Here is a 22,203-nt window from a genome sequence, read left to right on the forward strand (position 1 = left end):
CGGCATCTCTACGTTCCGTAGGTTGATGGATCCTGTGCCAGGGGATATGATAAGTATGTCACATGATATTATCTACAGATAGAAAGAGGAGAACAGCATGGGTTATGTAACAGGAAATACAATAAGAGAATTAAGAGAAAGAAAAGGATATACGCAGAAGCAGCTGGCGCAGCTTGTATGTGTCAGCGACAAGACGATTTCTAAATGGGAGACTGGAAAAGGTCTGCCTGATGCCGGCATCATTACAGAGCTTGCCGCATCGCTTGGCGTATCCCTGGCAGAGCTGCTGAACGGGGAATACGCCGAGAACAGGAACCGCTCCGGGAATATGAAGAAAGTATCTTTCTACGTATGCCCTCTCTGCGGCAATGTGATACAGGCAACAGGAAACGGTTCTTACAGCTGCTGCGGTATCCTGCTGCCACAGCTGGAGACGGAAGGGGATGACGAAGGGCATGCGATGCAGGTGGAGCTGGCCGACGGGGATTATTATATTACCATAGAACATGAGATGAGCAAGACACATTTTATCTCTTTTCTCGCTTACGTTACCGAGAATCATGTACAGTTTGTCAAGCTGTATCCGGAACAGAGTGCGCAGGCCCGGTTTACAAGACGGGGACACGGTTATCTCTATGCCTGCTGCAACAGGCATGGCCTGTACAGGAAGAAAGTGTAGCGCAAGCTTCATGTAAGCTGTGCATATACTAGAAGCAACAGACAGTTATATAGAGGACGATATGGAGATATATGTAGTAATGGAAGGAGACGATGTTGACAGTATCGCGGCGGCGTACGGCGTGGATGTCTGGCGGCTCATATATGACAATCAGATCATATACCCGTACCGGCTTGCCATCGGGCAGGCGCTGCTCATCCAGACGGGGGCAAGGAGTCCGCGAAGGAGCATATATGTGAGCGGATATGCGTATCCGTTTATCAGCAGATGGGTCCTTCAGCAGACCTTGCCGTTTTTGTCCGAACTGCCGATATTTTCCTATGGATTTACGGCAGACGGGGAACTTGTCCCCCCGCTTCTGGATGAGAGGTGGATGATACAGGAGGCGGAGAGGTATGGGACAGAAGCAGTCCTGACACTGACCCCGCTCGGACCGGACGGCCGCTTCAACAACAGCCTCATCAGTGCAGTCGTGTACAACGAGTATGCAGCAGACGCCCTTATTTCTAACCTCCTTGAGACCATGAGAGAGAAAGGATACAGAGGCCTTGATATTGATTTTGAATATATACTGCCGGATGACCGTAACGCTTTTACAGCGTTCGTCTGGAAGGCCGCGGAAGCCATGCGTGCTGCCGGCTACTGGCTTTCTATCGCACTGGCGCCGAAGTCGTCGGCAGAACAGAGAGGCCTTCTATATGAAGGCAAAGACTACCGGGCTCTGGGTGAGGCTGCAGACCATGTGCTTCTCATGACTTATGAGTGGGGATACACTTATGGGCCTCCGATGGCGGTCGCGCCGCTGCCACAGGTGCGGGACGTAGTGGAATATGCGGTGACGGAGATCTCTGCCTCTAAGATCAATCTTGGGATTCCCAACTATGGGTATGACTGGTCCCTTCCGTATGAAAGGGGAGTGACACGGGCTCAAACGATTGGGAACGTGCAGGCCGTCCAGCTCGCCATAGCAAAAGGAGTCCCCATTGAGTTTGACGAGAGCGCCCGGAGCCCATACTTTAACTATGTGGAGAATGGCACGGAGCATGAGGTCTGGTTCGAAGATGTGAGAAGCCTCCAGGCCAAGTTCGGCCTGATAACGGAATTCGGACTGCGCGGATGCGGCTACTGGCAGATTATGCAGTGGTTCAGGGCCAACTGGCTTCTGCTGCGGGATAATTTCTATATACTGAAATAAGGACTTTCCTGTTCAGATGACAGGTATTCCTTGTTCCGAAGCCAGCAGACAGTATCCTCAAGGGTAGAGCGGATATCCCGCGGCATATATCCGAGGCAGGCGGTTGCCTTATCGTGGGAAAAGCGGTCATTGCTCTGCAAGGTATAAAGAGAGTACCTCGTATACAGAGGGCGCCTGTGCTTCATACGGAACCATCGTCCTATGGCCGGGCAGACTGCTCTTGCCATCCATATGGGCAGGACGGGAAGGCGGCGTCCGCCTGCTGTCTCCCGCAGGATACGTATGATATCACATATTTCATAGTGTCGGTTGGACAGTATGTAGCATTCCCCTGCTCCTCCTTTTTCCAGTGCAAGCAGGCATCCTTCTGCCACATCCCGCACGTCTACAAAATCATATCCACCTCTGACGCATGCAGGAAGCAGGCCGTCCAGGTAGTCTTCCACAAGCTGCATGAGATAGCTGCCGGAGAGGGCGTCGGGACCAAGTATGCCTGAGGGATGGACGATAACAGTGTCCAGCCCTTTTTCTGCCGCGCTTAGGACTTTCTGCGACGCCTCTGCCTTAGAACGGGCATACCCGCCGCGTACCTCTTCCGGCGAGAACCGGGCCACTTCCCGGAGCACGTCCGGACTGTCCTTTTCCGGTATCGCATGGACGGAGCTTACATAGAGGAGCCTTCTTACCTTATATTCCATGCAGAGGGAGATGATATTTTCTGTGCCCTTGACGTTCACCCTATACACCTTTTCCACAAGTTCCCACGATATGTCGACGATGCCGGCTGCATGGATGACGAATACTTCTGCACCGGCGGTATTCTTAAACAGCGGGATAAGACTTTCTGCATCTGTGACATCTCCTGTCGTATAGCAGACGTTATCAAACAGCCGCTCCGTGTCTCCGGGCAAGACGAGGCCTCTGATTTCAGAATCGGTTTTAAGCAGCAGACGTATGATGGCCCTGCCGAGATGGCCGTTGGCGCCGGTTATGATATAGACTTTTTTCATGTGGGACACCTCCTTGGAAATATAGACACGGTGTTGATTATCTTTCATATATGTATTATAATATATTACATAGTTACAGACAATCGACAGCTTTGGCCCGGATGACGTGTAACCGGACATATGTGGCCAGCTGTGTCTGATATTGGACAGATTCCAGGAAAGTACAGGGAAAAGGGGACACCAGATTGAGCAGGAACGATTACCGCGTTAAAGTCACGAGGATGCTTATCCGTAAAGCATTTACGGCTCTTCTCGGGGAGAAGCCCATCCAGAGCATCACGGTGAAGGAGCTGTGCCTGAAAGCCGGTATCAACAGAGGCACGTTCTATGCCCACTACACGGATATATATGATCTGCTTGAGAAGATGGAAGATGAGATGACGGCAGATTTCAGAAAGGCGCTGGAACCGCTTCTGAGCACCGGCAGCGGAGAGCTGACGCCGCTCTATATTACGACAGGGGTGTTCCAGTGTCTGAAGGACAACGCGGATATATGTACGGTGACGCTTGGACCTTATGGAGATAAAGAATTTGCTGCCCGTCTGATCCAGATGGGGCAGGAGAAGTGTGTGGAGACGTACACCCGTTATTTTGAGGAAGCGACGCCCAGGCAGATAGAGTATTTCTATGCGTTCGTCAGCGCGGGGTGCATCGGTGTGCTGGAAAAGTGGCTGGCAGAAGGAATGGCTGGCAGCGCCCGGGATATCGCGGCCTTGACAGAGGATATCATGATGTTCGGGATCGGATGTCTGAAGAATCAGGGAGGCTAGCCGGCAGTATTACGCCGGCCAGCCTCCCTGGCTGCTGTCTGTATTACTTTTCATTTTTTCTCCGGGAAGCTTTGCGAAGATAGCGCCAGCACAGCACTGCCCCCACCAGCAAGAGAAGGATGCGGGTCAGGTTCGAATAGGCCTTCAGGTATGACGAGATCGTATTCCAGGAGGAGCCCATAAAGGCGCCGAGCGATACGAGGAATATGTTCCAGACGGTGCTTCCGACTACCGTATAGAGGAGGAAGAGCGGCAGCTTTATACCTGCCATGCCTGCGGGAACGGATATAAGGCTCCGTATGATCGGCACGCATCTTCCGAACAATATGGCCTTCTGCCCATGCTTTTCAAACCAGCCGGTTGTCTTTTCCACGTCTTTCTTTTCAAAGCCAAGCCTCTTGAGAGCCTTTGTACGAAGCAGCGCCTCCAGCCTCGGAGGTGTGAGCAGACATCCGGCTTCGTACAGTATCATTGCCCCGGTGGTAGAACCGAGGGTGGAGAACAGTACGACTCCCGGGATGGTCATATCCGTGCAGGTAGTCATAAATCCGCCAAAGAAGAGGATGACTTCAGAGGGAATCGGTGGAAATATATTTTCTACGATGATGAGAAAACAGATGCCTAGGTAACCAAACTGATTCATGACCTGTATAACAAATTCCTGCATATAATTGACCTGCCATTGATTAATCTATCCCATATATATGATAAGGGAAGCAAGGACAATGACAATTTCTTTTGACATGGAAGGTCCGGACGGCAAAAAGCACCGTGACATTCCCGCAGGAGGATGATACTATATACTTGTTGGACTGCTGATGTCCAGCCAGGGTAATAAAAGTATAATATTTAGGTGAACGAAGAGAGAGGTGCAAGGATGAGACAGGCCGCATTATTTTTTGATATCGACGGAACTTTGCTGAGCGAGAAGACAAGGGAGATACCTGAGAGCACGCTGGACGCACTTGGCGCTGCGAGGAAGAACGGGCATCTTGCCTTTATCAATACAGGCAGGACATACGGGAGCCTGCCGCCGGAGACGGTCCGGATGCAGCTGGACGGATATCTGTGCGGATGCGGCACTTACATATTGTATCAAGATGAGGTGCTTCTTGAAAATCATATTCCAAAAGACAGGGGAATCGAGATCATCGACTGTATAAAGAGATGCAATCTGGAGGGCCTGTGCGAAGGGACGGAAGACGTCTACTTCTCCAACAGGATATCTCGTTTCGAGCAGATAGAGAGCATGCGGAGATACTTTGCTCTTGAAGGCCTTGGCGTCGAGTGCGCCATGGAGGAAAAGAACTTTATATATGACAAGCTGCTTGTGTATACGGACAGCCGGAGCGATAAGCAGGCGTTTCTGGACTTTATAAGTGCGGATATGGAGGCGATAGACCGTGGGCAGGGCATCTACGAGTGTGTGCAGAAGAGATACAGCAAAGCGACAGGCATACAGGTTATCATGGAACGCCTTGGGCTTGAAAAGGATCAGGTATACGTGTTCGGCGACAGCAGCAATGACCTGTCCATGTTCGAATTTGCAGACCACGCGGTGGCTATGGAGGTGCACGATGCCGTTCTGGAGCCGTATACGGAGCATGTCACAGGAAAAGTGGAAGAGGGCGGAATCAGCAGCGCTATGGAGCATTATGGACTTATATGATGTGCGGATGCGGACGAAGATACTCATGCATGCAGCGTTCGGCTTTTTGCTTTTGAACGTACTTGTATTCTGCATGGTGTTCCGCAGGCCGGATAAAAGATGGAAAAAGGATACCTATGACTGTGCAATCGTGTGCGGCTATTACGCGGAAGAGGACGGATCCCCTTCCCCGGTCATGAAGTCAAGAGTGGAAAAGGGCGTGTATTTGCTGCGGGAAGGGAAGGCGGCCTGCCTCCTTCTGAGCGGGGGAGCAGTGGCCAATTCCCACGTAGAGGCGGAGGTCATGAAAAAGTACGCGCTTGAGCTGGGAGCCGCGCAGGACGTCCTGTATACGGAGGCGCAGTCTGTAAGCACCTATCATAATATGATGTATTCCAAAGAGGTCATGGATAAGCATGGCCTTAAGGACTGCATCGTCGTGACGAGTAGATGGCATCTGAGGAAAGCGGATCATTATGCGAGAAAGTTCCATCTTAACTATGTCATGTGCGAAGCGGATAACCCTGCAAAACAGACGTGGCTGTGTAGAGCCTTGCTCTATATGAAGACATGGTGGAATATGTACAGCAACCTGTTCAGAGGGTACTGGTAAAGAGGAGGCATCCGTGCACGGCGGGATGCGGATTGACATATATTGATGTAAAAGACAGTTTCGAGGATTCTAAATGTTTTACGTGAAAGCGAAGGACGGGGTGAAGCTGGCCGTGTATGTATATAATCCGGAATGTACGGAGACCGTATTCTTACTGCACGGCTGGCCGTTATCCCACGAGATGTATGAGTATCAGATTCCGCTTCTTGTACAGAATAACTACAGAGTGGTGCTCATGGATATCAGAGGCTTTGGAAATTCGGACTCCCCGGCATGCGGTTATGACTACGACACGCTTGCAGATGATGTGTACAGGGTTGTCCGGGCGCTTAAGCTTTATCGTTTCGTATTGACCGGCTTTTCCATGGGTGGCGCCATCGTACTGCGTTATATGAAGAATTACCGTTCTTACGGCGTGAAGAAGCTGATGCTTCTTGCGGCGGCAGCGCCGTGCTGGACGAGAAGGGCCGGTTTCCCGTATGGACTGACGAAAGAATATGTAGACGGGCTCATATGCATGGCCAAGACAGACCGTCCGCAGCTGGCGAGAAATTTCAGCCATGAGCAGCTCTTTGCAAGCTGCCAGAGCGAGGCGGTAAAGGACTGGTTCGAGCTCATCGCGCTGTCCGCGTCCGGCATCGCCACGATTGAGACGGCATATTCCCTCCGGGATGAAGACGGCAGAAAAGACCTTGACGCGGTGCGGGTACCGACAACGATTATCCATGGGACGAAAGACACGGTCGTATCCAACGATCTTGTGAAAATACAGCATAGGTGCATCGAAGGATCTAAGCTTTATCAGCTTGATCAGAGCGGGCACGGAATCGTGTATGACCAGCTGGAGGAATTTAACTGTATATTTATAAAAGAAGTAGGAAAGCTTTAGACAGGCGGACAGCATGCAGCGGTGAGGATTCATTTTATGGGTCGGCATGGCTGCATCCTGTCCGTATTTGCCCGGTTCAAAGCAGGGCATTCCTGGACAGGCCGCAGATAAGAGGAGGAAATTATGGGAGAACAGCTGTGCCCGGAGATCCACTATAAGAAAGACAGAGATAGGGTGGTGCTGACGGGCTGTTATGGCATAGACGGAAAATTATATATTCCCGATGAGATAGAAGGCCACGCGGTATACGGGATTGGGCCTTACGCGTTTTCCGTGGCCGAATCGCAGGAGGACAGCGTATATTTAAGCCCCGAGGCCGGGTATCTCAGTGAACGGCACAGAATCTGCGCGGAAGAGGTGGAAGAGATACGCCTTCCTGGACAAGTCCGCGAGATTGGCAGGTATGCATTTTACCGGTGCAGGAATCTGAAGAAGCTCATACTCTCCGACAGCCTGCTCGAGATTGGCGGGGGAGCATTTACCGGATGCCGTCTCGGCGAAGTGGAGATCCATTTTTACAGGGGAGAGAAGTCTGCCCTTAAGTCTGTCGTGGATGAGATCCGCTATACTGTGCGTGCGGTACTGCATCATCATGGAGCGGACAATAAGGTACAGGTGGCCCGGCTGCTCTTTCCGGAGCATTATGAGGAAGCGGTCGAGAATACGCCGGCAAGGCTGCTGGTGACGCACCATCACGGATCCGGCGGATATTACAGGCAATGCTTTTACAGCCATGAGGTGGATTATAAGAAATATGACGAGGTTCTTCCTTATGCAGTCGCGGAGGAAAAAGAAGAGACGGTAGTTGAACTTGCCTTCGGCAGGCTCATGTATCCTTACCGGCTGTCGGTGGCGGCCAGAGCTTTATACTTGTGCTATCTCAGGGGGCATATGGAGGCAGTGGGAAGATATGTGGCAGAGCACGAAGCGTTCGATGAGATCAGGTTCCTGTCTCAGGAAGGCTGCTGGACATCCGGGGCGCTTGAGGAAGCTGTCACGATAGCGTCGCGGCTTGGGCGGACGGAGCTGGTCGGTGTGCTGATGGACGTCAGGCAGAAGCTGCCGGCTGGTAAGAGAAAGCGGTTTGAATTATAGCAGGAAAGAGGGGACAGGCAATATGGATGACAGGCAGAAGATTACAGAACAGCTCGAGAACGTGGGACGTCAGATTCTCTTTACGTCCAGAAACGAGCTGTATATGAAGATGCGTTTTCTCGACGTGGCCCTCAGCAGCTTTTCCTATATCATGGACGATAATATTGAGACTACGGGTACAGACGGATTCGCGATATATTTCAATCCCCGTTTTCTGGGAGGCATGTACAGGGAAGAGAGGATACTCGTCAACCGTATCTACCTTCACATGGTGCTGCACTGCATCTTCCGGCATATGACTGGAAGAAAAGGAAGGGATTCCAGATATTATAACCTTGCATGCGACATCGTGACAGAGTATATTATAGATGGAATGCGGCACCGCTGTATCTTAAGAAGGCGTTCCGTCCTGCGCAGAGAGGTATACCGGAGGCTGGAAGCAAAGATGAAGGTGCTGACGGCCGAGAAAGTGTACAGTGTCCTGACAGAGCGGGAAATGGACGGGAGGGAGCTTCTGAGGCTGGAAGAAGAGTTCAGGATTGACAGCCACAGCCGCTGGCCGGACGAGGAGGACAAGAAGCAACAGCAGGAGATACAGAACAAGTGGCAGGATATCAGCGAACAGATGGAGACAGATATGGAGACGTTCTCTAAAGAGGCTTCGGCAGAATCCGGACATCTCATAGACCAGGTGAAGGTGGAGAACCGCCAGCGGGCCGACTACCGCCAGTTCTTGCGCAAATTTTCTGTTCTGAAGGAAGAGATGGCGGTGGATCCGGATTCATTTGATTATGTGTTCTACACATACGGACTTGAGCTGTACGGCAACATGCCGCTCATAGAGCCGCAGGAATGGCGCGAAGTACAGAAGGTGGAAGAGTTCGTGATTGTCATTGACACGTCGATGTCGTGTTCCGGGGAGCTGGTGAAGAAGTTCCTGGAAGAGACATACGCAGTGCTCAGCGAGAGTGAAAGCTTCTTCCGCAAAGTAAACATCCATATCATCCAGTGTGATGACACGGTGCAGACAGATGAGCGGATAACGAAGGAGGAAGAGCTTAAGCGTTATATGGACAATCTGACCCTGTACGGTGAGGGAGGGACGGACTTCAGGCCGGCGTTCACTTATGTGGACCAGCTATTGAAGGAGCAGGCGTTCAGCCGTCTGAGAGGGCTTTTGTACTTTACAGACGGCAGAGGGACGTATCCGTCGAAGATGCCGCCATATGAGACTGCTTTTGTATTTTTCAGCGAGGATTATGAAGACACAGACGTGCCGCCGTGGGCGATGAAGCTTGTACTGGCACGGGAAGACATAGAAGGAGACAGCAAATGAATATAAAACGTGCGAAAAGAGAGATCAAAGATTCGATAGAGGCCTATCTGAAAAAGGATGATTTCGGCGAGTATATGATACCTGCTATCCGGCAGAGGCCGATACTGCTCATGGGACCGCCGGGTATCGGCAAGACGCAGATTATGGAACAGATTGCAAGAGAATGTGGTATCGGGCTTGTCGCCTATACGATTACGCATCACACGAGGCAGAGCGCGATTGGCCTTCCTTTCATCCAGGAAAAAGAGTACGGGGGCAGGAAATACTCTGTGACCGAGTATACGATGAGCGAAATCATATCTGCGGTGTATGACAAGATCGAGCAGACGGGAATGCACGAAGGCGTCCTGTTCATCGACGAGATAAACTGCGTGTCTGAGACATTGGCGCCGACGATGCTCCAGTTTCTCCAGTGCAAGATGTTCGGCAACCAGAAGGTGCCGGAAGGATGGATCATCGTGGCGGCGGGGAATCCGCCGGAATACAACAAGTCGGTCAGAGACTTTGACGTGGTCACGCTGGACCGGATCAAGAAGATCGATGTGGAGGAGAACTTTGAAGTCTGGAAAGAGTATGCCTATACGGCTGAGATTCATCCGGCGGTCCTCGCGTATCTGGAATTGAAAAAGGAGCATTTCTACAAGATAGAGACGACGGTGGACGGCAAGATGTTTGCCACCGCAAGAGGATGGGAAGATCTGTCCCAGCTGATCAAGACGTATGACGTGATTGGGAAAAAAGCGGACAGGGAAGTGATATACCAGTATATCCAGCACTGGAAGATAGCCAAAGACTTTGCGAACTATCTGGAATTGTTTGAAAAGTATAAGAAAGATTACGGACTCCAGAGAGTGCTTGACGGGCAGTATGGCAAAGATGTGCTGGAGCAGCTCAGGTACGCTCCTTTTGACGAACGCCTCAGTGTCGTCGGCATCCTCACAGGTAAGCTTGGGGAACTGTTCCGGGACTATGTCATGGCGGACCGGTATGTGACGCTCCTGCACGGCTATCTGCTCAGGATGAAAGAGGGAGACACGCTTGCGGCCGTCACTGCCGCCGCCCAAGAAGAGCATGACAGGCTCAGAAAGGCAGAGCAGCTTGGCAGGCGGGAAGAGGAGATATACAGAAAGGTGCTCCATACGCTGGAATCATACGGACAGACGGTCAGAAAAGGACATCTGCCTCAGGAGGAAGTATTTGGCAGGGTGAAGGAAGAGTTCCAAAAGGAGACCGGCATGAGGGAAGAGGCGGCCGCAAGAGCCGGAAAGGCGCTGGATTATGCCTTTGATTTTATGGAGGATGCCTTCGGGGACAGCCAGGAGATGGTGGCTTTCATCGCAGAACTTAACACGAATTACTACAGCATCCAGTATCTGAAGGAACATGGCTGTGACAAGTATTACCGGTATAATAAACGGCTTCTGTTTGATGAGCAGCATGAGGATATCATGAGCCGTCTGGACGAAGTGGAAGAGAATATGATTAACCTTTGAAAATAAACGGGAATGTGATATGATAGAGGAAACTGTAACTGGAATTCTATTTGATGTGGCAAGGTAGGGGTATGGACAAAAGACACAAAATATTAATAGTAGATGATACGGAGATGAACAGGTCGCTGCTGTCGGATATGCTCGGTGACGAATATGAGATAGCGGAGGCAGTGAACGGCCTGGAAGCGGTGCAGTATCTGCAGAAAAATGATAATGACATCGCAATCATTCTTCTGGATATCGTGATGCCGGTGATGGATGGCTTTGAAGTGCTTGCGATGATGAATAAAGGGAAATGGATTGAGCATATTCCTGTCATCATGATATCGGCGGAGACGTCGTCAGCCTATATCGACCAGGCCTATGACCTTGGCGCGACAGACTATATAAGCAGGCCGTTTGATGTGAAGACGGTCCGGCGCAGGGTCAGCAATACGATTATGCTGTATGCGAAGCAGAAGATGCTGCAGGGCATGGTGACGGATCAGATTCTGGAAAAAGAGAAGAACAACTATCTCATGGTAGAGATTCTCAGTACGATTGTCGAATTCCGTAACGGCGAGAGCGGGCTTCACGTCATGCATATCCGTATTATTACCGAGATACTTCTCAGGGCGCTCGTGCGCCATACGGAGGAGTACAACTTAAGCAGCGCGGCCATCGCCCTCATCACGAATGCGTCCGCTCTGCATGATATCGGTAAGATATCCATTGCAGAAGAGATATTGAACAAACCCGGCAAGCTGACGAAGGAAGAATTCGAGATTATGAAGACGCATTCCGCCATCGGTGCAGAGATGCTCAGAAGCGTGCCCAACCATCAGAATGAAGGGCTTGTAAAGGTGGCGTATGAAATATGCCGCTGGCATCATGAACGGTTTGACGGGAAAGGGTATCCCGATGGACTGAAGGGAGAAGAGATTCCGATAGCCGCCCAGGTCGTATCCCTCGCCGACGTGTACGATGCCCTTACGAGCGTACGTGTCTATAAGCCTGCGTATGCGCATGAGAAGGCAATGGAGATGATTTTGCACGGGGAATGCGGCGCATTCAACCCGATACTGCTGGAATGCCTGATAGAAGAGGGGGATCATATATCCAGAGAGCTGAAGGTGCGTTCGCTCGGCAAGACGATGCACAATGAGATGAGGAATATCACATCGGAACTGCTGGAGGCAGGCGGGATTACGGCTTCGGACCGCACGCTGAACCTGCTGGAGCAGGAGCGGATAAAATACCAGTTCTTTGCCTCCATGTCCCAGGAGATACAATTTGAATTCAATGCGGAGACAGATATGATCATGCTGTCCGAATGGGGTGCCAATTATCTCGGAACAGACGAGATAGCGCTGCATCCTATGGAAAATGCCATGATAGACGAGATAATAGACCACGAAGATTTGTGCGAGATTCAGCGGAATCTTAGAAGCGCCACCCCGGCACATCCTGTCGTCAGCGGTATATACCAGCTGCGCATCCAGGGCAGGGAGCGCTGGTGCAAGCTGATTGCCCGCGCTCTTTGGAGCGACGAAGAGAAGAAGATCTACAGCGGCTCCATCGGCAAGATGATCGATGTGCATGAGGAGCGGCTGGAGATGAACATGCTGAAGCAGGCCGCAGCTCAGGATATGCTTACTTCGCTTTATAACCACACGAATGCCCAGAAGATAATTACGTCCATGCTGAAGGAAGATATGGACTGCAAATACGGCCTGATTCTGTTCGACCTCGACTTTTTCAAGAATGCAAACGACCAGCACGGGCATCTGTTTGGAGACCGTGTGCTGAAGTTCGTGGCCAAGAAGATACTCCAGAATATCAGAAGCGAGGATATAGCGGCCAGAGTCGGCGGGGATGAATTCCTCATTTTTGCCGGGTACAGGGACGATTTTTCTTATATCGTCAACCGTATCTTTAATTCACTTGCGGACTATTATTATAATTTCAAGATATCCATCAGCATGGGGGTTGCCATATATCCAAAAGACGGGACTACATATGAAAAGCTGTTCCAATGTGCCGACCAGGCGCTATATTCTTCCAAGCAGGAGGGAAGGAACCAGTTTAAGTTCTATGACGAATCCATGGAGAGCTGCATCTCTGTCATATCTCCGATGGATCATGAAATCGATGACTAGGATTAAGGCCCTTGGCATGCTGGCAGCGGTGCTGCTTCTATCTGGCTGTTCCGCAGACAGCTCCGGACAAGGAAGCGGCAATTCCGTGGAGACGGAAGGCGCCGTACAGGAGGACACAGCCGGGAGCACCTATAAGTTTGTCGATGTAAAAGGCACGGAGTATGAGGCGGCCTGCATCGAAGGTCTGCCGCTATGCAGCTATGATTACGGACGGCTGAAGGAAGAGGACGGCTTCAAGTATTATACGGATAAGGATGGATCGAGGACGTCCAGAATCGGGATTGATGTCTCTGAATTCCAGCAGCCGGTGGATTGGAGCAAGGTCAGCGCGGCGGGGATAGAATTTGCCATGGTGAGGGTCGGATACCGGGGATACGGCAGTGCCGGAAAGCTTGTGGAGGATAAGATGTTCCGGTCGCATATGGACGGTGCCCTCGGGGCAGGGCTTGATGTGGGGGTCTATTTCTTTTCCCAGGCAGTATCCGGGGAAGAGGCGCTTGAGGAGGCGCAGTTCGTACTGGGGCGGATTGGAGAGTATGACATTACATATCCGGTGGCGTTTGACACGGAAGAGATAAAGGATGATACGGCCCGGACGGACGGGCTGGACAGGAGGCAATTTACAGATAACTGTATCGTATTCTGCGACCGGATAGAAGAGGCAGGCTATGACAGCATGATATATGCCAATATGAAATGGATGGCTTTCACGCTGGAGCTGGAGCGGCTTGCGGACTATGACAAATGGTATGCGGATTATGAACCTGTACCCCAGTGCCCGTATGAGTTTTCCATGTGGCAGTACACAGAGACCGGGAAGGTGTCCGGGATAGACGGCAGCGTGGATTTGAACGTGTATTTTGAGAATGATTAACAGTTGGCGTTTTCTGTTGACAAGACCTTGTACGGCCAGTATAATATCAACTATCGGTAAGGGAGTAGTTGGCGCTTGGCGTAGTATTGTCAACATGCTGATGAGATACATCTGGCATTACTTTAAATAATGAGACTTATCCGTGGATACGCCACGGATGGGTCTTTTTTTACTTTATAGTAAATTACGTCCTATAAAGCAAAAACCCTCCGGGGAATGCGTACTCCGGCGTAAGCTGAAGATGTCGCAGGCGACCGACGGAGACGCGAGAATGTGCCTTGGCACATTCTATATTCTGATACTGAAGATAAAATAAGGAGAGAGAAAAGATGGCATTGTATGAATTGTTTTTTATCGCAGTGGGGCTTTCGATGGATGCGTTCGCAGTCTCTGTCTGTAAGGGTCTCGCCATGAAAAAATGTACGTGGACGAAGGCGGGCGTCGTCGGTTTGTATTTTGGAGTGTTCCAGGCGGTCATGCCGTTTGCGGGATACTTGCTTGGGGTCCAGTTCAAAGATGTCATAACGTCGGTCGATCATTGGATTGCGTTTATCCTGCTCGGTATTATCGGAGTGAATATGGTGCGGGAAGCACGCGGCGGGTGTGACAGCTGCGAGGATGCAGATGAATCGCTTGATGTGCGCACGATGCTCGTGCTGGCGGTGGCGACGAGCATCGACGCGCTTGCCGTCGGGGTTACATTTGCATTTCTCCATGTCTCGATTGCACCGGCAGTGAGTTTTATTGGCTTGATAACATTTACAATATCTGTCGCAGGTGTTAAAATAGGCAATGTATTCGGAACGAAATATAAATCCAGGGCAGAGCTGGCAGGCGGGGTAATCCTTATCCTTATGGGATTCAAAATCCTGCTGTCTCATCTGGGAATATTATAGGAGAATGTATATGAAGTGGAATCGATTTCGTTTAAAGACGACGACCGAAGCGGAAGATATCGTGAGCAGCATGCTGATAGACCTGGGCATCCAGGGCGTGCAGATTGAGGACAGGATACCGCTTACGCAAGAGGACAAGGAGCAGATGTTTGTGGATATCCTTCCGGATATTCCGGAAGATGACGGGACGGCGTATCTGACCTTCTACCTCGATGAGGAAGAAGATGCGGGGACGATCCTCGGACAGGTGCGAAAAGAACTGGAACAAATGAAAGGCTATGTGGATGTGGGAGCCTGTATCATAGAGGAATCACAGACCGAGGATGTAGACTGGGTGAACAACTGGAAGCAGTATTTCCATCAGTTTACGATAGATGACATCCTTGTGATTCCGTCTTGGGAAGAGGTGGAGGAGAAGGACAGCGGCAGACTGGTCATCCATATCGATCCGGGTACGGCGTTCGGGACAGGCATGCATGAAACAACGCAGCTATGTATCAGACAGCTCAGGAAATATGTGGAGCCGGATACGCAGATTCTGGATGTGGGCTGTGGAAGCGGCATCCTCGGGATGCTGGCGCTCAAGTTCGGTGCCGCGTATTCAGTAGGGACGGATCTGGATCCATGTGCCATCGACGCCACCCATGAGAATATGGAGGCGAACGGAATCGGCAGAGAACAGTATGAAGTCATGATTGGAAATATTATTGGTGACAGCCGGATACAGGAGAAGGTTGGCTATGGGCGGTACGATATCGCTGCGGCCAATATCCTGGCGGATGTGCTCATTCCGCTCACGCCGGTTATCCTTCCGCATCTGAAGCCTGGTGGAATCTATATCATGAGCGGAATTATCGAAGAGAAGGAAGCGGCAGTGGTTGAAGCCGTGGAAGCCGCGGGGCTTGCCGTGCTGGAAATCAACCATCAGGGCGAGTGGGTATCTGTCACAGCGAGAAAGAGTCGGGAGAAGTAGGATGCAGCATTTTTTTGTGACGCCGTCCCAGGTCAGAGACGGCGATATCTATGTGGAGGGCAGGGACGTCAACCATATGAAGAATGTCCTGCGTATGAAGCCGGGCGAGATGGTAGCCGTAAGCGACGGTGATAACCGGAAGTACGTATGTACCGTGGAGCGGTATGAGGAGGGACAGGCTGTCTTGCGCATATGTGAAGAACAGGCGGCAGACACGGAACTGCCGTCCAGAATCTGCCTGTTCCAAGGGCTGCCGAAGCAGGACAAGATGGAGCTGGTCGTTCAGAAGGCGGTAGAGCTAGGCGTCTCGGAGGTCGTGCCCGTCGTGACAAAGCGTTCCGTAGTGAAGCTGGATGAGAAGAAGGCCGTGAAGAAGGTGCAGCGGTGGCAGAGCATTGCCGAGAGCGCTTCCAAGCAGGCCGGGCGGGGGTATATACCGAAGGTTGCACAGGTAGCTGGTTTCAAGGAGGCGCTTTTACAGGCATCCGGCCTGGACGTATTGCTCATACCTTATGAACTTGCGGAGGACATGCAGGAGACGAAAAAGGCGATAGCCTCGATCGTACCAGGACAGTCCGTCGGTGTGTTCATTGGACCGGAGGGCGGTTTTGAGAGAGAAGAGGTCGAGGCGGCTATAGAAGCGGGAGCCAGACCGATTACTCTCGGAAGGCGGATTTTAAGGACAGAGACGGCAGGGTTAACAACTTTGTCAGTACTTATGTTCCATCTTGAGGGGTAATGACATAATCTATTATTGAGAATAAAAAGCAGGAAGTGGAATTATGAGAGAAATATATTTGGACAATTCTGCAACTACGAGAGCTTATGAATGCGTGGGGGACCTTGTGCGCAAGGTGATGTGCGATGACTACGGCAATCCATCCTCCATGCATGCGAAAGGCGTGGCGGCAGAGAAGTATATAAAACAGGCCAAGGAAAGACTGGCGAAGCTGTGGAAAGTTCAGGAAAAGGAGATATTCTTCACGTCCGGCGGAACGGAGAGCGACAACCTGGCGCTTATAGGTGCCGCGAGAGCCAACAGCCGGGCGGGGAAGCATCTGATTACCTCATCCATAGAACATCCGGCCATTATCAATACAATGCGTTTCCTTGAAGAAGAGGAAGGATTCCGGGTGACGTTTCTGCCGGTTGACAAGTATGGAAGAATCCGCCTGGATGCTCTGAAGGAAGCTTTGTGCGATGAGACAATTCTCGTGTCAGTCATGTATGTCAACAACGAAGTCGGATCCGTGCAGCCGATTGATGAGGCTGCAAGCATCGTCAAGGCGTATAACCGCAACATACTGTTCCATGTGGACGCGGTGCAGGGCTTCGGCAAGTACCGTATCTACCCGAAGCGCATGAAAGTGGATATGTGTTCCATCAGCGGGCACAAGATACATGGTCCGAAGGGAATCGGGGCGCTCTATGTCGGGGAACATGTGAAGATAAAGCCGGTCATATATGGCGGAGAGCAGCAGAAGAATATCCGCTCCGGAACGGAGAATGTGCCTGGAATAGCAGGCCTTGGGCTGGCTGCCGAGACGATTTATACGGATCTCGCTGGGAAAGTGGCGTCCATGCGGAACCTGAAGGCACATTTCATCGATGGGGTCCGCAAGATTGACAATACGACCATCCACGGACTATATGATGAGACATCCGCTCCCCATATCATCAGTGTCGGGTTTGCCGGAGTCCGCAGCGAAGTGCTGCTGCACGCGCTGGAAGAAAAGGGGATATACGTGTCATCCGGTTCCGCATGCTCTTCCAACCACCCAGGAATCAGCGGGGTGCTCAAAGGCATCGGGGCAGGACAGGAATATCTGGATGCCACGCTCAGATTCAGCATGTCCGAGTTCACGACAGAAGAAGAGATTGACTATACGCTGGACACACTATATAATGTAGTACCAATGCTGAGGAAATATATCAGACAATAACGAAAAATATGAAAGGGGTCAGACCCCTGCTGCGCCAGGGGTCTGACCCCTTTCGAAATTTAGAGAGGATTCAGAAAATAAGATGAGATTTCATACATTTTTGTTAAAATACGGAGAAATTGGAATTAAAGGGAAAAACCGGTATTTATTTGAGGATGCCCTTGTGCGGCAGGTACGGTATGCCCTGCGTGATGTGGACGGCGAATTCTATGTTCACAAGTCACAGGCGAGGATTTATGTGGACTGCGAAGGCGAGTATGATTATGAGGAGACGGTGGATCATTTGAAGCGGGTGTTCGGCATCGTCGGCATATGTCCGGTCGTGCGTATGGAGGACAAGGGCTTTGACGAACTGAAGAAGGATGTGGTTGCGTATATGGACGAGCTGTATCCAGACAAGAAGATGACGTTCAAGGTGGAGGCCAGACGTGCCAGAAAGACTTACCCAAGGACGTCCATGGAGATCAACTGTGACATCGGAGAGGCGGTTCTGGAGACGTTTCCTGATATCCGCGTGGATGTGCATCACCCGGATGTGATGCTGAACATCGAGGTGCGGGATTCTATCTATGTGTATTCCAGAATCATACCGGGACCGGGCGGAATGCCGGTAGGGACGAACGGGAAAGCGATGCTGCTTCTCTCCGGAGGTATCGACAGTCCGGTGGCCGGCTATATGATAGCGAAACGGGGCGTCGGTATTGAAGCCACTTATTTCCATGCTCCGCCGTACACGAGCGAGCGTGCCAAACAGAAGGTCGTGGATTTGGCGAAGATCGTATCCAGATATGCAGGACCGGTGAAGCTCCATGTAGTGAACTTTACCGATATCCAGCTCTATATCTATGACCAGTGCCCTCACGATGAGCTGACGATAATCATGAGGCGGTATATGATGCGGATTGCAGAGCATTTTGCGCGGAAGGATGGATGCCTCGGACTGATTACCGGGGAGAGCATAGGACAGGTGGCCAGCCAGACGATGCAGAGCCTTGCAGCCACAAATGATGTATGTACGCTTCCGGTCTACCGGCCGGTCATCGGGTTCGACAAGCAGGAGATTGTAGATATTGCGGAGAAAATTGATACATTTGAGACGTCCATACAGCCCTTTGAGGACTGCTGTACAATCTTCGTAGCCAAGCATCCGGTGACAAAGCCGAATGTAGAGGTAATCCGGCGTTCAGAAGAAAAGCTGTCCGGCAAAATAGATGAGCTTGTAGACCGGGCGCTTGCGACGGTGGAAATTATTGAGGTGAAATAAGTCAAAACTGAACGAAGAACGTACTAAGGCGCGATTATCCGGCTGCGGCAGGGCGCTACAGGGACAAGAAGTCTTCTGTATAATGAAAAAAGCCTGCCCGCTCATAAAAGCGGTGCAGGCACATTGATTTCTCTATGTTTTTATCATTTAGTCTACGATATATGGTTTCAGGATTTCTAAAACGGTATCTACATCGTTGTCTGCATGAATGTTCAGGTCGATTGGCTTTGATAAATCGAGGCTGAAGATTCCCATGATTGACTTTGCATCGATGACATACCTTCCGGATACTAAATCAAAATCATAATCAAATTTAGTGATTTCATTTACAAAAGACTTTACTTTGTCAATCGAATTTAAAGAGATTTGAACTGTTTTCATTGGACTTAACCCTCCTTGGCTTTCTTTACATGTTCTATAAACATCTTAAGAGTACAAGGTATAAAAGTCAAGGAACAAACTGCCAAAGAAATTGGAAAAAATTCGTTAAAAGTTACAACAATTTGTATACTCTGATTCGGCGTAAGGCGCGTGCGCCTTACGCCAGCCAGGGACATTTGAAGGAGTAGGAGAATCAGTATGAAAAAAGTAGCGCTGCATAATCTGGGATGCAAAGTCAATGCCTATGAGACAGAGGCGATGCAGGAACTTCTTAAGCAGCACGGATACGAGATAGTGCCGTTTGAAGAAGGGGCAGATATATACATTATCAATACATGTACTGTCACCAATATGGCTGACCGCAAATCAAGGCAGATGCTCCACCGGGCGAGGAAGATGAACCCGGATGCAGTTGTCGTGGCCGCGGGGTGCTACGTGCAGGCACGGGGCGAGGAAGCGGACGACTGTATCGATGTCGTGATAGGAAATAACCGCAAGAAGGATCTGATACAGATCCTGAAGGAATACGAAGAAGGCAGATGGGAGACAGGAGAAGGCCTGGTGGACATCAGCCACACCGATGAGTATGAGGATCTGAATCTGAGCAGCACCGCGGAACATACGAGGGCTTACATCAAAGTACAGGACGGGTGCAACCAGTTCTGCTCTTACTGCATCATACCGTACGCGAGAGGACGTGTCAGGAGCAGGAAACGGGAGAGCGTGCTGGCAGAAGTGAGGAGGCTTGCAGAAAGCGGCTATAAAGAGGTGGTGCTAACCGGGATACATCTCAGCTCCTATGGAGTGGACACGGGAGATACGCTTCTGGCGCTGGTCGAGGCTGTACATGAGACGGAGGGGCTCAGGCGTATACGGCTCGGCTCCCTGGAACCGAGGATCATAACAGAGGAGCTTGTCCAGGCACTTGCCGGGCTTCCGAAATTCTGTCCCCACTTCCACCTGTCGCTGCAGAGCGGCTGCAATGACACGCTGAGGCGCATGAACCGCTGCTACACGGCAGAAGAGTATTATGAGAAATGTGCGATGCTTCGTAACTATTTCCATCATCCTGCACTGACGACGGATGTGATCGTCGGCTTTCCGGGCGAGACGGATGCAGAGTTTGAAGCGTCCAGGGCTTTCATCGACAAGGTGGATTTCTACGAGACACATGTATTCAAGTATTCCAGACGGGAAGGAACGAAGGCTGCCGCTATGGATAACCAGGTGCCGGATGAGGTAAAGGCTGCCCGGAGCAGCGTGCTGCTCGAACTGAGCCGCAGAAAACAGGCGGCATATGAGGAAAGGCTCATAGGAACGACGGCAGAAGTGCTGGTGGAAGAAACTGTCATGCGCGGTGGGGAGCTTTATGTGACAGGACATACGAAGGAATATGTCAAAATTGGACGAAAAGGGTCAGAAAATCTTACGAATAAGGTCATAAATGTAGAAATTGAGAGCCCTTTGCAAATAATTCATTGAATTTTCGGGTGCTATGGTTTAGAATGAAATAGAAGTATTTTTGGAGGACGTGAGTATATGAAGGATTTAAGCAACACCCAGTTTTTTCAGGTAGAAAGCGGTCCACAGATTCAAGCAAAAGATATTCTTGAGATTGTGTACAAAGCATTAAGTGAAAAAGGTTATAATCCGGTCAATCAGATCGTTGGATATATTATGTCAGGAGACCCGACATATATAACAAGCCATAACGGTGCGAGAAGCCTGATTATGAAGATGGAACGGGACGAACTCGTAGAAGAGATGCTTAAGACGTATATCGAGCACAACGGATGGGTATAATGTCTATGAGAATTATGGGACTGGATTACGGCGAGAAGACGGTCGGCGTGGCTGTCAGCGACCCCTTGGGGCTTACGGCCCAGGGTATTGAGACGATTTTTCGCAAGGAAGAGAACAAGCTGCGCAGGACATGTGCCCGGATAGAGGAGCTTATCCGAGAGTATGAAGTGGAGCGTATCGTGCTTGGGCTTCCGAAGCATATGAATAATGATATTGGAAAACGTGCGGAACAGTCATTGAAGTTTGGTGAGATGCTTAAAAAGCGGACCGGCCTTGAGGTCGTGATGTGGGATGAGCGTCTGACTACGGTAGAAGCGGAACGGACTTTAATTGAAAATAAGGTAAGACGTGAGGACCGCAAGAAGTATATCGATAAGATTGCGGCTGTTTTTATATTGCAGGGATATCTGGATTCCATATATGTGGGACAAGAATAGTCTGTGTGAGGTGTTTTTATGGAGAAAATCAAGTTCATGTCTGAAGAAATGCAGGAAGAAGCAGAATTTTTCGTGCTGGAGCAGACAAAAGTCAATGGAGTTTCATACATTCTTGTGACTGATTCGGAAGAAGATGATGCAGAATGTCTGATATTAAAAGATACATCAGAGGAAGACGGTTCAGACAGCATCTATGAAATCGTAGAAGATGATGTGGAGATTGGCGCTGTATCAAAAGTGTTTGAGGAGCTGCTGGAGGATGTTGTTATTGAAAGGTAGTATACTATGTCAGTCAGTCAAGAGAAATTTAAGGAATTACTGAAAGAAAAGGGTCTTAAGGTAACCAATCAAAGGTTGCTTGTATTAGAGGTGCTCGCAGAACATCGTGATAAACACATGGCTGCGGAAGACATTTACGAACTGGTGAAGGAAGACTATCCTGATATAGGATTGGCGACTATTTACCGGACAGTGCAGTTGTTGCTGGAAATGCAATTGGTGGATCGTATCAATCTGGATGATGGATGTGCGCGTTATGAAATTGGCGAGCTTTTTCTCGGGGAAGCCAAACATCACCATCATCACCTGATATGCAAGACTTGTGGAAAGGTACTGCCCTTCAAAGATGACCTTCTGGAAGAACTGGAGGGCCATATAGAAGAGGCGACGGGATTTCACGTGTTAGACCACGAATTAAAGTTCTATGGACAATGCAAAGAATGCCTGGAGAGGCAAAATAGTACGGAAAAGCACGTGGAGGTGTAAA

At 50.4% G+C, this 22,203-nt stretch carries 24 protein-coding genes; 21 read left to right on the forward strand and 3 right to left on the reverse strand.

All coding sequences use genetic code 11. The features are described 5' to 3' along the window. The first annotated feature begins 97 nt into the window (after positions 1–97). Positions 98–679 (forward strand): helix-turn-helix domain-containing protein, encoded by a 582-nt coding sequence (locus HJV72_RS08910; protein ID WP_208070351.1) that lies wholly within the window; start codon positions 98–100, stop codon positions 677–679. A 61-nt stretch (positions 680–740) separates the two neighbouring features. After that, on the forward strand, positions 741–1,874 hold the full coding sequence (locus HJV72_RS08915) for a glycosyl hydrolase family 18 protein (RefSeq protein ID WP_208070353.1): 1,134 nt from the start codon (positions 741–743) through the stop codon (positions 1,872–1,874). Here HJV72_RS08915 and HJV72_RS08920 read toward each other — a convergent pair. Further along, on the reverse strand, positions 1,859–2,884 hold the full coding sequence (locus tag HJV72_RS08920) for an NAD-dependent epimerase/dehydratase family protein (protein WP_208070356.1): 1,026 nt from the start codon (positions 2,882–2,884) through the stop codon (positions 1,859–1,861). The two genes, HJV72_RS08915 and HJV72_RS08920, sit on opposite strands and share 16 nt — an antisense overlap. Positions 2,885–3,069: 185 nt before the next feature. Here HJV72_RS08920 and HJV72_RS08925 point away from each other — a divergent pair, with 185 nt between their 5' ends. Further along, the gene (locus tag HJV72_RS08925; RefSeq protein ID WP_243765593.1) at positions 3,070–3,654 is read left to right on the forward strand and encodes a TetR/AcrR family transcriptional regulator; all 585 of its coding nucleotides are present in this window, start codon (positions 3,070–3,072) and stop codon (positions 3,652–3,654) included. A 43-nt stretch (positions 3,655–3,697) separates the two neighbouring features. Here the strand turns inward: HJV72_RS08925 and HJV72_RS08930 are convergent, their stop codons facing one another. After that, complete coding sequence (locus HJV72_RS08930) at positions 3,698–4,321, reverse strand: DedA family protein (protein WP_208070358.1); 624 nt, start codon at positions 4,319–4,321, stop codon at positions 3,698–3,700. 210 nt (positions 4,322–4,531) lie between these two features. Here HJV72_RS08930 and HJV72_RS08935 point away from each other — a divergent pair, with 210 nt between their 5' ends. From HJV72_RS08935 to thiI, 13 genes are all read left to right on the forward strand, one after another. After that, entirely contained in the window at positions 4,532–5,323 is a 792-nt protein-coding gene (locus HJV72_RS08935) for a Cof-type HAD-IIB family hydrolase (protein ID WP_208070359.1), read from the forward strand. Further along, positions 5,310–5,915, forward strand: coding sequence for a YdcF family protein (locus HJV72_RS08940; protein ID WP_208070361.1), 606 nt, complete (start codon positions 5,310–5,312; stop codon positions 5,913–5,915). Before HJV72_RS08935 ends, HJV72_RS08940 begins: the two co-directional genes overlap by 14 nt. 73 nt (positions 5,916–5,988) lie before the next feature. After that, positions 5,989–6,804 (forward strand): alpha/beta fold hydrolase, encoded by an 816-nt coding sequence (locus tag HJV72_RS08945; protein WP_208070363.1) that lies wholly within the window; start codon positions 5,989–5,991, stop codon positions 6,802–6,804. A 123-nt stretch (positions 6,805–6,927) separates the two neighbouring features. After that, positions 6,928–7,899, forward strand: a complete 972-nt coding sequence (locus HJV72_RS08950) for a leucine-rich repeat protein (RefSeq protein WP_208070365.1) — start codon at positions 6,928–6,930, stop codon at positions 7,897–7,899. 22 nt (positions 7,900–7,921) lie between these two features. Beyond that, on the forward strand, positions 7,922–9,235 hold the full coding sequence (locus HJV72_RS08955; protein ID WP_208070417.1) for a vWA domain-containing protein: 1,314 nt from the start codon (positions 7,922–7,924) through the stop codon (positions 9,233–9,235). Beyond that, entirely contained in the window at positions 9,232–10,728 is a 1,497-nt protein-coding gene (locus tag HJV72_RS08960; protein ID WP_208070366.1) for an AAA family ATPase, read from the forward strand. Before HJV72_RS08955 ends, HJV72_RS08960 begins: the two co-directional genes overlap by 4 nt. 71 nt (positions 10,729–10,799) lie before the next feature. Next, positions 10,800–12,866, forward strand: coding sequence for a GGDEF/HDGYP domain-containing response regulator (locus tag HJV72_RS08965; protein WP_208070375.1), 2,067 nt, complete (start codon positions 10,800–10,802; stop codon positions 12,864–12,866). Next, on the forward strand, positions 12,859–13,740 hold the full coding sequence (locus HJV72_RS08970) for a glycoside hydrolase family 25 protein (RefSeq protein ID WP_243765594.1): 882 nt from the start codon (positions 12,859–12,861) through the stop codon (positions 13,738–13,740). Before HJV72_RS08965 ends, HJV72_RS08970 begins: the two co-directional genes overlap by 8 nt. A 329-nt stretch (positions 13,741–14,069) precedes the next feature. Further along, entirely contained in the window at positions 14,070–14,636 is a 567-nt protein-coding gene (locus HJV72_RS08975; protein ID WP_208070377.1) for a manganese efflux pump MntP, read from the forward strand. Between the two features lie 10 nt (positions 14,637–14,646). Beyond that, positions 14,647–15,609 carry a 50S ribosomal protein L11 methyltransferase gene (gene prmA / locus HJV72_RS08980; RefSeq protein WP_208070378.1) on the forward strand — a complete coding sequence of 321 codons (963 nt, stop codon included), beginning with the start codon at positions 14,647–14,649 and terminating at the stop codon, positions 15,607–15,609. A 1-nt stretch (position 15,610) separates the two neighbouring features. After that, complete coding sequence (locus tag HJV72_RS08985) at positions 15,611–16,348, forward strand: 16S rRNA (uracil(1498)-N(3))-methyltransferase (RefSeq protein ID WP_208070379.1); 738 nt, start codon at positions 15,611–15,613, stop codon at positions 16,346–16,348. 43 nt (positions 16,349–16,391) lie between these two features. Beyond that, on the forward strand, positions 16,392–17,552 hold the full coding sequence (locus HJV72_RS08990) for a cysteine desulfurase family protein (protein WP_208070380.1): 1,161 nt from the start codon (positions 16,392–16,394) through the stop codon (positions 17,550–17,552). Between the two features lie 82 nt (positions 17,553–17,634). Continuing rightward, a complete protein-coding gene (gene thiI / locus HJV72_RS08995) occupies positions 17,635–18,816 on the forward strand; it encodes a tRNA uracil 4-sulfurtransferase ThiI (protein ID WP_208070381.1) in 1,182 nt (393 codons plus the stop codon). Positions 18,817–18,963: 147 nt separating this feature from the next. Here the strand turns inward: thiI and HJV72_RS09000 are convergent, their stop codons facing one another. Beyond that, positions 18,964–19,197 (reverse strand): HPr family phosphocarrier protein, encoded by a 234-nt coding sequence (locus HJV72_RS09000; RefSeq protein ID WP_049727516.1) that lies wholly within the window; start codon positions 19,195–19,197, stop codon positions 18,964–18,966. 198 nt (positions 19,198–19,395) lie between these two features. Between HJV72_RS09000 and mtaB the strand changes: the two genes are divergently transcribed. The 5 genes from mtaB to HJV72_RS09025 are packed head-to-tail and all read left to right on the forward strand — an operon-like array spanning position 19,396 to position 22,202. Next, positions 19,396–20,679, forward strand: a complete 1,284-nt coding sequence (mtaB, locus tag HJV72_RS09005; RefSeq protein ID WP_208070382.1) for a tRNA (N(6)-L-threonylcarbamoyladenosine(37)-C(2))-methylthiotransferase MtaB — start codon at positions 19,396–19,398, stop codon at positions 20,677–20,679. 57 nt (positions 20,680–20,736) lie between these two features. Further along, complete coding sequence (locus tag HJV72_RS09010; protein WP_006442140.1) at positions 20,737–21,000, forward strand: IreB family regulatory phosphoprotein; 264 nt, start codon at positions 20,737–20,739, stop codon at positions 20,998–21,000. Positions 21,001–21,005: 5 nt separating this feature from the next. Next, entirely contained in the window at positions 21,006–21,437 is a 432-nt protein-coding gene (ruvX, locus tag HJV72_RS09015; RefSeq protein WP_066581550.1) for a Holliday junction resolvase RuvX, read from the forward strand. 18 nt (positions 21,438–21,455) lie between these two features. Continuing rightward, positions 21,456–21,716 carry a DUF1292 domain-containing protein gene (locus HJV72_RS09020; protein ID WP_066577981.1) on the forward strand — a complete coding sequence of 87 codons (261 nt, stop codon included), beginning with the start codon at positions 21,456–21,458 and terminating at the stop codon, positions 21,714–21,716. 6 nt (positions 21,717–21,722) lie between these two features. Further along, entirely contained in the window at positions 21,723–22,202 is a 480-nt protein-coding gene (locus tag HJV72_RS09025) for a Fur family transcriptional regulator (RefSeq protein ID WP_066577978.1), read from the forward strand. Position 22,203 lies beyond the last annotated feature (1 nt).

This window comes from Extibacter sp. GGCC_0201, from assembly GCF_017566055.1.
GTDB lineage: Bacteria > Bacillota > Clostridia > Lachnospirales > Lachnospiraceae > Extibacter.